Origin of the sequence: Flavobacterium sp. CFBP9031, from assembly GCF_034044945.1 — a bacterium.
In the GTDB taxonomy this organism is placed as follows: domain Bacteria; phylum Bacteroidota; class Bacteroidia; order Flavobacteriales; family Flavobacteriaceae; genus Flavobacterium.
Map to the genome: position 1 here is coordinate 184,050 of NZ_JAXCWF010000002.1, position 15,546 is coordinate 199,595.

The following is a 15,546-nucleotide window of genomic DNA, read 5'->3' on the forward strand; positions in this document are numbered from 1 at the left end:
TTGTGGAAGAAAACAGGAATGTTCTTTCAATTTGGTTGTAGGCAGCATCGTCAATTGTGTATGATGCTTTTTTTTTGGGAGCTCTTCCCGCTATCCGCTGCAATCTTTTGTACCGAACCCCGGCACAAAAGGATTTCCACTTCTATCTGGGCTGGGGCTGCTGAGGAGCCCTGTTTTGATAAACCCGCCAGATACAATTAAGTACAAGGCGGGCTGTCCATAAACATAATCTTCCATTTTATGTCTACTTAAAAACGTGTCAGTGTATGCTGTAATATCTGCAAATTGAAATATACAATTTACCAGAACACTATAGAGATAAGAATCTCCCTGTTTATTTATTTGTTTACAAGGGGCTAAAGATAAGAATCGGACTGTTTTAAAGGAAGGGTCACTGTAAATTCAGCGCCGTTGTCTTTCTCCCCCAAGGCAGTAATAGAGCCATTGTGCCTTTGGGCTATTTTTCTGCACAGGGCAAGTCCGAGCCCGTTTCCTTCGTATTTGTCTTTAGAGTGAAGCCTTTCAAAGGCATCAAATATTTTCTCTGCAAAAACAGGATCCAGTCCAATGCCGTTGTCCTTTATTTTTATTTCCAGCATCCCGATGCCTTCTTGATTGTTTATAATAGTAGAAGTGATTATCACTCTGGGCGGTTCCTCTGCTTTTGAGAACTTAAGGGCATTGTGCACCAGGTTATAAAAAAGCTGGTGGATCAGTATCGGCGCCCCTTCTATATGGGGAAGCTCACTTATGACCAGAATAGCTCCTTTTTCATTTATGATCAGTTCCAGATCGGTTTTGATATTTTCAATGACCAGGTCAAGGTTTATTTTTTCAACAGGCTGCGATCTTTTATCCAGGGTCGAGTAGGCAAGGATGCCTTCAATGATATTCTGCATCCTTTGTGCGGACTGGTCTACCTTTTGCAGGAATTTTTTAGCGTTCTCACTAAAATCGGCTTTGTACTCATTTTTTAAAATACTATTGAACGTTTTAATTTTTCGAATAGGCTCTTTCAGGTCATGGCTCACAACACCTGCGAAATGCATAAGGTCATCATTGGACCTGCGCAGCTCCTGTGTTCTCTCGGCGACCTGTTTTTTGAGTTCCTCTTCAAAGGCTTTCTGCTCGTGGATATCCTGTATGATCCCGATAAGGGTGCCGGGGGTGAGCACCTCCAGGTAGTTTTTTCCAATTATCTTGTCCCCTTTGCCCCAGGCCTGCATAATAGCGGGGTTGGCGAGTTGTATCTTTAATTCGTCCCCTGTATAAACAGCGGTGGGCAGCGGGGTATTATCCACAATGTCCTTCAAAAGCAATATATTGTCATACATCGTTGGGTGGTTTAGATTCTAACGAAAGTAGATTTAATTAATTTTAGTGTGTTACGTAAATATAAAAGAATGTTTCATAATTCCAATAGAATATTTTAACTGACTGCCAGATAATCAAAGTGTAGTGCAGTGATTTATTTAAATAATTAGTACTGGCTGGAAAATAAAGCTGTTTTGGGAGCTTCTCCCGCTATGCGTTTCACCCGAGCGCAAGCGAACTGGCGAAGCAGTCTTTTGGGCTGAAACCCGGCACAAAAGGATTTCCGCTGCACACGAGCGAAGCGAACTGGCGAAGCAGTCGGGGCTGGGGCTGCTGCTGAGACAGCAGAAGCTTCAGGCAAATCTGTATCAACTGCAAATCACGATTACTAAACACTGATAAAAGCAGCTCAAATACAGCGGCTGTCAAAGTCTATAACAAGCGCTCGTTCTCAAGGATTAAAATCCGGCAGTGTAAATATATTAACAATATTGCAGAACAGGATCATCGTTTTATCAAGTGGCGCATACAGAACGGATTAGGTTTTAAAAGTTTTGAATCTGCAGAGAGAACTCTAAGCGGAATTGAAGTTGTGAATATGCTTCAAAAGAATCAGATGATTGAACCGGGGATATCTATGTTTAAATCATTCTGTAAATTGGCGGGCTGATTTTTAAATCACTTAAATTCTTATATTTTATTCTGACAGATGGGGCAGAACCTAAATTTTCCTATTTAAAAAAAACTGGTAAATTAAAAAAGCATGCACCCATATGGGCGCATGCTTTTAGATTATAATCTTTTGGTTCTAAATTAAATTTTAGTCTGATAAACAGATTTTCCGTCTAATGAAACTTCAATTAGACCAGTCTTTTCGGTAAATGTTGTTCTTAAGACACTTCCTTTAAAAAGAGAAACATCACCGTAAACTTTTCCCGTTTCATCGGTAACATATTCGAACAATAATTTTTTGTTGTCCGGTTCGATTCCCAGCTTATAACTTGAAAACTTTGTTCCTTTTAAAGCGAATGACTGCTGGGAATCGATTATTTTATCATCCGCATAGAAATTTGTAACTGCCTTGTTCAGCGTAATGTCCGGATAATATTTATTTACTTTTTCAAGCAGGGAGTACTGAGCGGTGTTAGCATCTTCGAGTTTAGATGTAATGGTCTGCGCAGATGAGGCTGCTGTAAAAATAAGAGCTAAAAGTAATGTGATTCTTTTCATAATTTAAATTTTAATTGTTAGAGTTTTAAAATAATCTCTAAAACTTCATAATATCCATTTTTTTTGCATGATATATGATATTATTTCCATCAAGGTACTAAATATTTAGCCCTGTCCGAAATAAAAAGCAAATTTTTAATAAAATTACTATAAGAAAATGTATGCTTGCATCAGCTGCAGATTCGAACCTAACTGTTGGATCCGCTAGCATAACTCATTTTCTACTTTTACAATATTGGTGTGCCACGATTGTGCCACGAAACTTCAATTGGTAAAATGTTTTTAGAAAACAGCCTTAACATTTTGTGGCAAAAAAGGTATCCATTCCAAATGCAATGTGCCACGATTCTGCCACAAAACTTAATTTAAGGTTTTACACCTAAATAAAAGTGCAATTAAGTCGGGAAAAGGACTCGAACCAATGTTCTTCGAAAATGATCTTGGAGTGCTGCTGTAAAACTTAGTTAATTGGTTATTTTTCTTTTTCTGTTATTTCTTTTAGATTTTTTATTTAGATTTTGGTCGATGATAGGGGTGATGGATGGAAAGCAAGAATAAAATAGTATCAAATTTTTCAATATTGTCGCTTGATTGCAGGTTTTTAAGACATTTGAACAATAAACTATAAGTGTAAATAATTTATACTAAAAGTGTAATTTATTATCTTTGTAAGGATGAATAAAAATCTCTATATAATTGCAGGCTGTAATGGTGCTGGCAAGACTACTGCTTCATTTACAATACTTCCGGAAATACTAAATTGTAAGGAGTTTGTAAATGCGGACGAAATTGCTAAAGGACTTTCGCCTTTCCAGCCTGAAAAGGCTGCCTTTGAATCGGGAAGAATAATGCTCCACAGAATCAATGAATTATTGGCAAATGATGAAGTTTTCGCCTTTGAAACGACTTTGGCCACAAAAAGCTATAAAGCGAAAGTGATTGCGGCTCAGGAAAAAGGATATAAAGTGGTTCTTTTATTTTTTTGGCTCGATAGTGTTGACCTGGCAATTGAAAGGGTCAAGACCAGGGTTCTGGAAGGAGGACACCATATTGAAACCGATGTTATTAAACGCAGATATAAAAACGGAATAACTAATTTGTTTGCTATATATTTGCCTATAGTTAATGAGGCATTGATTTTTGACAATACAGCTGTAAAAGCTGAATTGATAGCACAAAAAACTTTGGGCAATGATATTGAAGTTATAAATGAAATGAAGTTCGATAAACTCACAAAGAACAAGTCATGAGAGAATACAAATCAACAACGACACCGACTCAGAAGAAGATTATAGAGGCAATGGATAAAGTTTCTGAAAAATTAATTGAGTTTAAAAAGAAAAATAACAGCGATCTGGTTGTTATGCAGGATGGCAAGATTGTAAGGATAAAAGCCAGTTCTTTATAAAAAGTATAGCTCTAAGCATCGAGAGCTCTCAGAAATGAGGGCTGTTTTATCTTTCTGTCTTTAGTAACTTAGTGTTTTTTCTTTTTCGTATCTAAAGTTTCGAACCTAAATTTGTCAGGCTTTGATACAGCTGATTTTTCATTTTTCCAAATTCCGATGTGCCGCGATTCTGCCGCAAAACTTAAAGCGGTGAAATATCTTTAAAAAACACCTAAACTTTTTGCGGCAAAAAAAATAGCTGCCCGTGAGATAAAGAACCCAGGTTTTTCATAAAAACAGCTCTGCTGTCTTTTGCCGGGAATTTCAGCAAACTCTTAAAGGGTGAAATAAATGATGCTCTTCTGATTCTGTTTCTCTTTGCAAGATAATTGATATAGCCGTAATCATTTAGGTCTCCGGTACATCTATGACAGGTGACAGGGCCGCTTATTTCAGCAGTCTTCATAATTTCATGCCTGCAGGCTTTAATAGGATTGATATAACCTGCAAACTGCCGGGGAATCTGATTTAGGAGTGATTATGGCTGATTGTGTATACTATTATTTTTTAGGAGCTTTTTCCCGCTGTACGCTGCAGTCTTTTGTGCCGAACACCGGCACAAAAGGATTTCCACTGCCATCGGGGCTGGGGCTGCTGATCAGCCCTAGTTTATTTGGAGAACTGCATATTTGAGCCTAATTGTTGTCCTTGTAATCAATACTCAATTTTTGTTTTTAAAATACCATAAGCCGCAATTCTCTCACAAAGCTGTTATTGCTTCCAGTCAAAAAAACAAATAAGGTGTTCACAAATATACTCAAAGATAGACTTTTACGCCTTGGTTTTGCTGGATTTCTAGCTTTCAAAAACAGCATGTGCCACGATGTTGCCATAAAACTTATCTAGATGAAAAAATCTTCAAAATTCGCCTTAATTATTTTCGGCAGAATTAGTATCAATTTTCTCATGATGTTAGGGAAAACAACAAAATTGAATCCAGTTTCCATTCAGCAATAGACGCATGTCTTTTTTTTTAACCTAGGCCTAAAGAAACTATTTTAGAAAGCCATTTCTAATTTTCAAATTTACAGCTGTTGTTCATAACAAACAACAGCTGTAAAGATAGAGAGAATTGAACTGATAATTTATTACCAGAACTTCACGTAAAGCGCAACAATAATCAATAACGTAATTACCATTAATACTGTTGTCTGTGGCTGTACTTTGAACATTCCAGGTTCTGTCTCGAATGCTTTAGGGTTTACTTTTGGTCCAGCAAAACTGATCAGAATCATTGCAATCATTGTAAATAAGAATGATAATCCCATACAGATGTGGAAAGGAATTTCGAAAGCTCCTTTTCCGTTAGGGTAAGCTGTGTATAAAAGTGTATCGTTTCCAAATAAAGCAGGAGCGTATTCGTTGAATAACACAGATAATAAGAATCCTAAAATAACACCAACGATTGCTGCTGTTCCCGTTGTTCTTTTCCAGAACATACCTAAGAAGAACATAGCAAAAACTCCAGGGCTGATGAATCCTGTGTATTTTTGGATGTATGTAAATCCTCCGACACCGCCGATTCCTAATACATCATTCCATGTAAATAAAACCGCTAAAAGCATTGCAGCAAAAACAGCAAGACGCCCGATATTTACCTGTTGTTTTTCACCAGCTTCTTTTTGAATGTATTTTTTATGAACGTCTAATGTATAGATTGTAGAGATACTGTTTACTTTACCAGCTAAAGACGCTACAATTGCAGCAGTCAAAGCAGCAACAGAAAGTCCTTTTAATCCAGTTGGAAGGAATGTTAAAACAGCAGAATAAGCTCCATCTTTTCCTCCAGCCAATTGAGGTAAATGTCCGTTTGTATATAAAACGTAAGCAGCAATACCAGGAAGCATTACGATAAGCGGCATTAATAATTTTAACATACCAGCAAATAAAATACCTGTACGAGCCGTTTGCAAATCTGCTCCAAGTGCTCTCTGCGTAATGTATTGGTTACATCCCCAGTAGTTTAAGTTGATGATCCAGATACCAGCAGCGTAAGATAACAATCCAGGGAAAGTCAAATATTTATCAATTTCAAGCTGGGAAGAAGTTGCAGTTGGTTTTGGAATAATCATTTTAAAATGCTCAGGAGCTTCTTTCATTAAAACTTTGAAACCTGCAATTGCATTTTCACCAACACCAAAGTATTGTCCAACAGTTGTAAGAGCGATATAAGAAGTTACTAAACCGCCAATGATTAATACAGCAACCTGAATAACGTCTGTATAAGCTACAACTTTCATACCTCCAAGAGAAATAAACAGAGCAAAAACAGCCAATCCAACCATAATTACATGAAGATATTCTCCGCCAGCAAGACCATTAATAGCAACTGCTCCTAAATATAAAATAGAAGTTAAGTTTACAAAAACATATAAAAACAGCCAGAAAACGGCCATAATAAGCGCAGTAGACTCGTTATAACGTGTTTTTAAGAATTGCGGCATTGTGTAAATTTTGTTTTTAAGATAAACAGGAATAAACCATAATGCTACGATAATCAAAGCAACAGTAGCAAGCCATTCGTAAGCAGCAACAGCGATTCCTAAGAAGAAACCTTCACCACTCATTCCGATGAATTGTTCTGCAGAGATATTAGAAGCAATAAGAGAAGCTCCAATTGCCCACCAAGTTAAATTTCCTTCAGCCAAAAAGTAAGCTTTAGCATCATGTTCGTCTTGTTTACGTTTGCGGTAAACGCTGTAACCGTAGAACGAGACTACGATAAAATAAATAATAAAAACTGCATAGTCTGCGAAAGCGAGGTTTTGGTTCATTGCATTTAATAAAAGTGGTTAATAGCGAGTTTTTTAATTTCTAAATCTATTTTTCTAATGTTATAGTTTTACCTGTAAAGTTGATTCTTCCGCGTTGAATATCATTAGAACCATCTGGCTGTTTTCCTCCAACAAAAATGGTAAACCAGCCTGGTTCTACAACACGTTCCTTTTTCTTGTTGATCATAGAAAGCTGTCTTGGAGTAATAGTAAATGTTACTGTTTTTGTTTCTCCTTTTTTAAGATGAATGCGCTCAAAACCTTCTAATTTGCAAATTGGACGAGGAGTAGAAGCTTTTTCATCTTTTATGTATAGTTCAGCAACTTCATCTCCATCACGCTCTCCTGTATTGGTTAGGTCAACAGAAATTTTAAAATCTGCGTCAGAGTTGAAATCTTTTGGAAGCTGTAAATTAGAGTATTTAAATTTGGTATAACTTAATCCATATCCAAAAGGGTACAAAGGCGTTTTACGGAAATAGCGGTAGGTTCTGCCTTCCATATCATAATTTTCAAATTTAGGAAGCTGATCTACTGATTTATAGTAGGTAACAGGAAGCCTTCCTGCCGGATTATAATCTCCAAAAAGAACATCTGCAATCGCATTTCCGCCTTGCTGGCCAGGATATCCTGCTGTTAGAATTGCTGGTACGTTATCATTTGCCCAATTGATAGAAAGAGCACTTCCATTAATTAAAACCAATATTAAAGGCTTTCCGGTAGCTTTAACGGCTTTCATAAGCTCTTCTTGATTGGCCGGCAGATCAAGACTTGTTCGGTCACCGCCATTAAAACCTTCTGCTTCCACTTTCATTTCTTCACCTTCCAAGCGTTCATTTAGTCCTAAAACAAGAACTACAGCATCGGCGCGATTGGCAGTTTGCACCGCTTCTTGAACTAGGTTTTCCTGAGGTTCTGCCCAAAATAATTGTGCAATCGAGTCTCCATAGAAATTCTGGTATTTAACTTCTATTTTGTATTTTTTTCCTGCTTCTAAATCTATTTTCTGAGGGCGAAAACGCGGATGATGTTTGTTTTTGCCTCCACTAGGTTTCCCGCCATTAATTTCAACAGTCATAAAAGGTTTTGACCATTCTGAAATGTTATAAGTTCCCGATTTAGGAACCGTAAGATAACCAGTCCATTTTACACTGTAATTCCCCATTTTCAAACGGGGATCTGGGGTATTGATGTCCCATTCGAAATCAATATTATCATCAATACGAGTAAAAAGAGGTTTTCCGTTCCATTCTTTATTGTCAAAATATTCACCAATTAAACCTTGCGTGCCGTTTTCATTCTGAAAATATATTGATGGTATAATATTCATTTCAGGAACTCCTTTTGCCAAATCTGTTCCTTTGGCATATAAGACTTTTGAATTGGGTTCCAATTTGTTTTGAATACCTTTTAAAACCGTAATCGGATTGCTGGGAACTCCGCTATAATTTCCCCATAAAGATTGTATATCATCTGCATTTGGCCCGATTACAGCAACCGTTTTGATGTTTTTAGAAAGTGGCAGCGTATTATTTTGGTTTTTTAAAAGAACGATACTTTTTTGAGAAGCTATTCTAGCAAGATAATCGTTTGCCGCATTATTGTTTGTAGAAAACGGAATTTGCGCATACGGAACAATCTCATCTGGATCAAACATTCCTAATTTAAACCTTGCAGTAAATAAACGTTTTACAGCAACATCAATATCGGCTTCTGAAATTATTTTGCGATCAACAGCTTCTTTTAGAGACTCAAAACTACTTCCGCATTCCAAATCCAAACCATTTTTAACTGCTAATGCAGAAGCGCTTGCCGCATCATTCGTGATTTTATGGTATTTCCAAATATCCGTTACAGCACCACAATCGGATACGATGTAGCCATTAAATCCCCAAACATTTCGAAGAATATTAAAAAGAAACGGACTCGCACTTGCTGACTCGCCTCTAAAACGGTTGTATGCGCCCATTACAGAATAAACATGTCCCTCTTTTACCAAGGTTCTAAAAGCAGGAAGATAAGTTTCGTATAGATCGATATCGCTTATATTGGCATCAAAAAAATGGCGAGAAGGCTCTGGTCCAGAATGCACGGCATAATGTTTGGCTGTTGCAATAACTTTCAAATATTTGTCATTTGCGCCTTGAAGTCCGTTTACATAATTAAGACCCAATTGGCTTGTTAAAAAAGGATCTTCTCCATAGGTTTCATGTCCGCGTCCCCAGCGTGGATCACGAAAGATGTTTACGTTTGGCGACCAAAAGGTCAATCCTTGGTACATCCCGTGTTGATGTCTTCTTAAATATTCGTGATGTTTGGCGCGAGCTTCATCAGAAATGGCAGTGGCAACATCCAGTATCAATTGGCGATCCCAAGAAGAAGCAATTGAAATAGACTGCGGAAAAACGGTTGCATATCCCGCACGTGCAACACCATGTAATGATTCGTTCCACCAATTGTATTCTGGAATTCCCAAGCGGTCAATTGCCGGAGCAGAATCCATTAATTGATTTATCTTTTCGTCCAATGACATTCTCGATACCAAGTCATTGACACGCTGTTCGGTTGGCAGATTGGGATTTTTGTACGGAAAATTTTCTTGCGCAAAGGTGGTTAAAGCAAAAAAATGTAACGCAATAACTATGGATTTTCTTTTCATAGGTTTTGGATAGTGTGTTAGATTTATTATTTTTTGATTATTGCTTTAATAAAAAAGCAATATGAATTTATAAAGATTTAAATAGGACAGACTTCTAAACTTCTGACTCGCAAAATTAGATTTTTATACTTCTAAAGACAGGATAAAATGCTATTTAGAGTATGCTATAAAGCTTAATGCTGTAGTTTTATGATTTTTATTTAAATGCAAAAGGTAGACAAATTGCTATTTTTATGGTGGTATTCTGCTGAAATAACGACTTCTTTTAGGTCAGGAAAGGAATTTTGATATTTTTGTGATTAGCTTAATTTTATAAAGTTTGAAATGAAAAGAAATCTAATCGTATTTTTTCTTTACTGGATAGGGATTTTGTGCCATGCGCAACCTTCCGGTACGCTAACTCATTTTGCAAACGATTTAAAGTTAAGACAATCCCGCATTCTGGATATTCAGCAGGATAAAAAAGGATTTATCTGGCTTTCTACTTTTAACGGATTGATCCGTTACGATGGAAGCAATTTTCAAAAATTTAGGGTAAAACAAAATGGATCTCTAAATTTAATTTCTAACCGTGTTTTTAAATTTAAGTTTGATAAAAGCGACCGAATCTGGATTCAATCAGAGAAAAATGATATTTATTATTTTGATACTCGACAGCTAAGTTTTCATTATCCAATTGAAGCGGGGGCTTTAAAGGCATCCAATATCGCTTTTGTCGATTTTAAAGTGATGCCATCTGGAAGAGTTTGGCTTTTTCCCGAAGAGAAAAATTATCTAATAGCTTTTCAAACCAATAAAAAAGTTAGAAAAATAACTTTTGATCCTACAAAACGCTGCGGGAAAATCCGTGATATTTTTGAAGACAAACAGGGATCGACTTGGTTTTTTACTGAAGCAGGTACTTGCAGACTGGATAAATCTGGTGGAGAACCTCAATATTTCTTTTTTAATGGAAAGTCTTGCGTGTATAATACCTTTTTAGAAACTAAAGAAGATATATTTTTTGGAGGAAGTAACGGAGAATTGGCACGTTACAACAAAAAGGCAAGTACCTTTTTTGACTTCCTGCTTGATATTAAAGAAGATATCATTTATACCGAACTCGTTGCCAATACTAAAATGCTTATAGTAACCGCAGGTCAGGTATTTTATTTTTGTGATCTAAAATCAGGCAAACAAGAATCGTATAGCGGTAAGACTTTAGCTGGATTTCCGAATAAAAAAATCAATTTTTTAGGATCAACGCGTTCTAGACAATTTTGGTTTGAAGCTCGGGGTGAAGGCGTGTTTCAGTTTGATCTTCTTACCAAAAAGATAAAGAAAATGTCGGTTGATAATAGTGATTCTGCAACTGCGGGAGGAGAAAGAAAAAGTTTTCTGATTACTTCGCAAAATGGAACAGTATGGATTCAATCAAGTAATGCGCCATTTTCTTATTGGGACGAAAAAAAAAACAAATTGTCTTCTATAATAAGCTGCATTAATGAATCGAAAGAGTCGATTTCAGATTTGATGCACACGGCAATGTTTGACAGATTGGGAAATCTTTGGTTTTGTTCTTTCAAGCAAGGTTTAGATTTAGTTACTTTTAGCAATAGTTACTTCTCTACTTTAAATCTAGATTCTGCAAACGATCATCATAAGCATAATGTGCGAAGTTTGATGAAAGACAATAATGGTAATCTTTGGGTAGCTAGCCGCAAAGAGAAAATTGCTTTATTTGATGTCCAGAAAAAGAAGATCGGATTTTTGGCTTCTGATGGAACATTGTCGGCATCTGGCCCTGGCTGGGGAGCAGATATTTACAGTATGCTCCAGGATAATAAAGGCAGAATTTGGGTAGGAACAAGAGGAAATGGATTATTTTGCTTAGTTCCAACCGATCAGCCTTTTCGATATAAAGTCACGCATTATAAGAATGATGAAAAGAGCATTTACGGTATCAACTCCGACGATATTTTTAAAATTTATCAAGCAACAAACGGACAAATTTATATTGCAACTTGGGGTGGTGGAGTAAATATTGTTCGTGAAGGAAACAGGGGAATTCAATTTGTCAATTTTAAAAATGAATTAAAAAATTATCCGATAAAAACGGCAGATAAAGTCCGTTCGATTGCAGAAAATAAAGACCGCAAAATATTTTTTATTTCGTCCTATAAATTATTTTCTTTTTCAGAAGAAACTAAAGTGGCAAACAAAATAAAATTTAATGAGTATTCACAGGTGTCGGGAAATGATATTCTGGATATTTTAATAACGCACGATAATCAGATGGCGCTGGCAACCAATGGCATGGGGTTGATTTTGGCCGATTTAGACAAGAAGGGCCAGCTGAACGTGAAATCAATCTGGAACGAAATGGTTTCTTTTCCAGTCGAGGGAGTTGTTTCCATTGCAGAGGATAAGGCAGGAAAAATTTGGCTGATGAGCGATAATCAGATTGTGCGTTTTGATACAAAGAATAATAGCGCGGAGACTTTTCCAGAATTAAAATCAATTATTGGAACAGAGATTTTTTCTGAGGCAACAAAATGCGAACTGACCAATGACGAAATTGCCGTAGGATATTCTAATGGCGTCATTTATTTCAAACCCGGAAACATCAAGCCTTTTCATTTTAAACCATATTTAGCAATTTCTGGATTTTTGGTTAATAATAAAGAATTGAACGAAATAAATCCGGAAACTCCCAAAAATCCTGATTTGTTGCACGAAGTCACACTAGAACACAATCAGAATTTCTTTAGAGTTCAAATTTCGGCTTTGGATTATTTAAAAAGCGAAAATATCGTGTATCGATATAAACTAGAAGGAATTGATAAACAGTGGAATTACATTAAAGGAGGACAATCTATCAATTATACCAATTTAGGACGCGGAAACTATACCCTTCTAATTTCTTCAACAAACGGACATAATTTATGGATGAATAATGAAAGAAGCATTAAAATTACGATCAGTCCTTCGATCTGGCTAACTAATTTTGCTTATTTCTGCTACTTAGTATTGGCTTGCGGCTTGTTTTTCGTTGTCAATAGAGCCATTCTTACCATTCTAAAGCTGCGTGGCGATGTAAAATTGGAGAAACAGATGAGCGAATTAAAGCTGAAATTCTTTACCGATATTTCGCATGAAATTCGTACGCCGCTCACCATGATTTCAGCTCCTTTGGAAGTGATGCTTGCCGATGATAATCTAAAAGAGGCTGCAAAAGGCCAGCTTCGAATAATTGAAAAAAGCAGCAATAAATTATTGAATTTGGTCAATCAGATTTTAGATTTGAGACGAGTTCAAGATAAAAAACTCGCAATTCGCGAAATCAATCTGGGTGAGTTTGTCTCTCAAATGTGTGAAGATTTTGAAGAAATGAGTAATCAGAGCAATATAAATCTGAAAGTTAGCATCAATTCATCAAATCCTAAAGTTTGGGCAGATCCAGACAGTTTGGATAAAATTTTGATCAATCTGCTTTCTAATGCTTTTAAATACTGCAATAAGGGTGACTCCATCGAGGTAAAAGTGGAAGAGTCCGAGAAACATGTGTTTTTAACAGTAAATGATAATGGGCCAGGAATTAGTCCGACGCTTCAAAAAAGATTATTTGTACGTTTTTCAAATTACAATGAAAACCTGTCGAATCCGAGTACCGGTCTTGGGCTGTCAATTATAAAAGATATTGCAGTTAAACACGGAGCAGAAGTTTTGGTGGACAGCACGCAAGGGAAAGGAAGCAGTTTTCAAATTGTGTTTTTAAAAGGATATCAGCACTTTAAAAACGATGTTGATATTTTATTGGAAGAAACAGAAGAGCATTTTTCTGACGATATGATTTTGGAGAATGAACCAGAACACGAAATAACAATAGAAGAACCAAGAAGGGAAAGCCCAATCGGACTTGTGGTAGAAGATGATCCTGAATTGCGCGCTTTTATGGTCTTTATTTTAGAAAGTGATTACACAATTTATACCGCAGAAAATGGCGATGAAGGTTATACAAAAGCAGAAGAAATTTTGCCAGATTTCGTCATCAGCGATATTATGATGCCAGAGAGAAATGGAATCGAAATGCTAAAATCGATTCGAGATAATCTGTCAACCAGTCATATTCCGGTTATTTTGCTTAGCGCAAAATCATCGATAGAAAGTAAATTGGAAGGATTAGAATACGGAGCTGACGATTACGTTACAAAACCTTTTAATGTCAGTTTGTTAAAAGCAAGAGTAAAAAATGTTTTGGAACAACGAGCCCGTTTGCAGCAATTGTTTTCCAGCGGAAGCACAATTGACATTTGCAAAGAAGAACCGCTGCAAATTTCAAACAAAGACCAGAAATTTATGTTTCAGGTTATTGGATTTGTAAAAGAAAATATGTCTAATTCTGATTTTACGGTTGACGAACTAGGAAAACTAATGGGTATGTCTCGCGCTAGTTTTTTCAACAAACTTAAAAGTACTACCGGGGCTTCTCCTGTTGTTTTTATTCGTGATATGCGATTAAGCGAAGCAGCGCGACTTTTAAAACAGGATGATTTATTAATAAAAGAAATCTGTTTTGAAGTAGGATTTAATGATCTGAAATACTTCGGAAAATGTTTCAGATCAAAATACGATCATACGCCGGCTGAATATAGAAGACAATTTCGCTAATAGCAATTAAAATATAAACAGCATTGTTATTGAATACAAGGTTTCGGCCTTAAGCTATGTTTTATTCTCAAAGTTTAAAAGCATAATCTTATCAAACAGCACCAAAGGTTTAAATCTTGGGTGATGCAGCGCATTTGTCCCAATGTTTAATAATCATGGGCTATATTTCTCTCCAGCGAATTTCTCCGCAATCCTTTAAGCATAGTCCTACGTTTGAACCCTGGAGGACGAAAGTAATATAATCAAAGATTGATTATGATATCCGTTTTAATTTATTATATTTTTTTTGCTTTAAATAAAAAAAGTAAGAAAAATTTAACGAATTAATGACTATAGATGCTGAAATAGCGATTTGTACCGTCCCGAAAAGCAAAAATTACCCCAATTTGAGATAGGCTATTTCTAGTTTTGCTTCATAATCCTACTTGATTTTTTAACTAACTAACTTTAAAACCAAAATTATGAACCAAACCAACTTTAACATTCAATTTCCAATTTTGGACCTTTGTCCTAAAATCGACCAAGAGAGTTTTTTTTGTCATTTTTAAATTTAACAGATATGAAAATGATTAAAAACCTGATTCTAGGAGCGGGGCTATTTTTTCTTCTAAATTCGTGCTCTAATGATGATTTAAAATATGAAAGTCATACAGTTAAGAAACTAGATTTTCAGTTAAATGGTGTCGCTTGGAATTTAAATGTAGGGATCTCAACAAGACCTCTTTTTGTGTACAAAGAAAATGGAGAATATGTTGCAAATTACAGTTCGCTTTATCCTTTTTCTTTAAACGACGGAAAATTCAAATTAGTAGCATCAGACTTTCCAGAGCAAATGATTCCGTCTCCAACGAATCTTAACGAACTAATTGTTCCGCAACCGGCATTGGCAAACCAGCCAGTAAATCTTTCAGATGCAATGCCGTACGCTTCGCCTTTTGAAGATCCTTTGACGCTGAACATTGTCACGCGAACGGGAATTCTGCGTTTGAAGACTCTAGACATTACTGCCGACAAAAGTTACACCACAATTAAAACTACGGTTTTGGTAAAAAGAAGCGGTTACAAAGTGGTTGACGGAACGTACATTAAAGAAGACATGTTTGTAACAAGGAGCAAAGTAACCGCAAGCGGCGGAATAAACTACACAGACGATTTTGTTTTATTTCAAACAGGTGAAGAAGCCAATAACGTTCACGTTAAAATAGAATGCCTGAATCAGAACATGGAAGTGGTAAAGACCAAAGAATTGCAAACAACTTTTGCCATTGAAGCCAATCAGGTTACGAATGTCGATTTTCTTATAAACGAACCTTAATAAACTTCTTTTCGAAACAAACCAATACGAAATAAGATTAGCCATTATTTGGATTTAAAAAGTGATGTGATAGCCATAAAAGGTTAATGTGTTGACTTTTAATAATTTCTTTTATAGAATCCGAAGAGAGGCTTTTAATCCAATAAAAAATATTCTA

General features: G+C 36.1%; 9 protein-coding genes. 5 read left to right on the plus strand and 4 right to left on the minus strand.

Translation table 11 applies throughout. The features are described 5' to 3' along the window. Positions 1–356 precede the first annotated feature (356 nt). Positions 357–1,334 carry a sensor histidine kinase gene (locus SOM12_RS04410; RefSeq protein ID WP_320492529.1) on the minus strand — a complete coding sequence of 326 codons (978 nt, stop codon included), beginning with the start codon at positions 1,332–1,334 and terminating at the stop codon, positions 357–359. A gap of 347 nt (positions 1,335–1,681) precedes the next feature. Between SOM12_RS04410 and SOM12_RS04415 the strand changes: the two genes are divergently transcribed. Then, complete coding sequence (locus SOM12_RS04415) at positions 1,682–1,984, plus strand: DDE-type integrase/transposase/recombinase (protein ID WP_320492718.1); 303 nt, start codon at positions 1,682–1,684, stop codon at positions 1,982–1,984. A gap of 143 nt (positions 1,985–2,127) precedes the next feature. Here SOM12_RS04415 and SOM12_RS04420 read toward each other — a convergent pair whose 3' ends face one another. Beyond that, positions 2,128–2,544, minus strand: a complete 417-nt coding sequence (locus SOM12_RS04420) for a hypothetical protein (protein WP_320492530.1) — start codon at positions 2,542–2,544, stop codon at positions 2,128–2,130. Between the two features lie 674 nt (positions 2,545–3,218). Between SOM12_RS04420 and SOM12_RS04425 the strand changes: the two genes are divergently transcribed. Together SOM12_RS04425 and SOM12_RS04430 are read left to right on the plus strand one after the other, a co-directional pair. Further along, the gene (locus tag SOM12_RS04425; protein WP_320492531.1) at positions 3,219–3,794 is read left to right on the plus strand and encodes a zeta toxin family protein; all 576 of its coding nucleotides are present in this window, start codon (positions 3,219–3,221) and stop codon (positions 3,792–3,794) included. Beyond that, a complete protein-coding gene (locus SOM12_RS04430) occupies positions 3,791–3,952 on the plus strand; it encodes a hypothetical protein (RefSeq protein ID WP_165571362.1) in 162 nt (53 codons plus the stop codon). Before SOM12_RS04425 ends, SOM12_RS04430 begins: the two co-directional genes overlap by 4 nt. A gap of 1,127 nt (positions 3,953–5,079) precedes the next feature. On the opposite strand, the gene SOM12_RS04435 is transcribed toward SOM12_RS04430, so the two are convergent. Further along, a complete protein-coding gene (locus SOM12_RS04435; protein WP_320492532.1) occupies positions 5,080–6,765 on the minus strand; it encodes a sodium/sugar symporter in 1,686 nt (561 codons plus the stop codon). A gap of 46 nt (positions 6,766–6,811) precedes the next feature. Then, positions 6,812–9,424, minus strand: coding sequence for a beta-glucosidase (locus SOM12_RS04440; RefSeq protein ID WP_320492533.1), 2,613 nt, complete (start codon positions 9,422–9,424; stop codon positions 6,812–6,814). Positions 9,425–9,748: 324 nt separating this feature from the next. Between SOM12_RS04440 and SOM12_RS04445 the strand changes: the two genes are divergently transcribed. Both SOM12_RS04445 and SOM12_RS04450 read left to right on the plus strand, forming a co-directional pair. Beyond that, on the plus strand, positions 9,749–14,074 hold the full coding sequence (locus SOM12_RS04445) for a hybrid sensor histidine kinase/response regulator transcription factor (RefSeq protein WP_320492534.1): 4,326 nt from the start codon (positions 9,749–9,751) through the stop codon (positions 14,072–14,074). A 559-nt stretch (positions 14,075–14,633) separates the two neighbouring features. Beyond that, positions 14,634–15,389: a hypothetical protein gene (locus SOM12_RS04450; protein WP_320492535.1), complete on the plus strand. Its 756-nt coding sequence runs from the start codon at positions 14,634–14,636 to the stop codon at positions 15,387–15,389. Positions 15,390–15,546 lie beyond the last annotated feature (157 nt).

Bases quoted from the DNA above. Each gene is read 5' to 3' on its own strand.
- SOM12_RS04410 (WP_320492529.1), bottom strand. From the start codon at position 1,334: ATGTATGACAATATATTGCTTTTGAAGGACATTGTGGATAATACCCCG.
- SOM12_RS04420 (WP_320492530.1), bottom strand. From the start codon at position 2,544: ATGAAAAGAATCACATTACTTTTAGCTCTTATTTTTACAGCAGCCTCA.
- SOM12_RS04425 (WP_320492531.1), top strand. From the start codon at position 3,219: ATGAATAAAAATCTCTATATAATTGCAGGCTGTAATGGTGCTGGCAAG.
- SOM12_RS04430 (WP_165571362.1), top strand. From the start codon at position 3,791: ATGAGAGAATACAAATCAACAACGACACCGACTCAGAAGAAGATTATA.
- SOM12_RS04435 (WP_320492532.1), bottom strand. From the start codon at position 6,765: ATGAACCAAAACCTCGCTTTCGCAGACTATGCAGTTTTTATTATTTAT.
- SOM12_RS04440 (WP_320492533.1), bottom strand. From the start codon at position 9,424: ATGAAAAGAAAATCCATAGTTATTGCGTTACATTTTTTTGCTTTAACC.
- SOM12_RS04445 (WP_320492534.1), top strand. From the start codon at position 9,749: ATGAAAAGAAATCTAATCGTATTTTTTCTTTACTGGATAGGGATTTTG.
- SOM12_RS04450 (WP_320492535.1), top strand. From the start codon at position 14,634: ATGAAAATGATTAAAAACCTGATTCTAGGAGCGGGGCTATTTTTTCTT.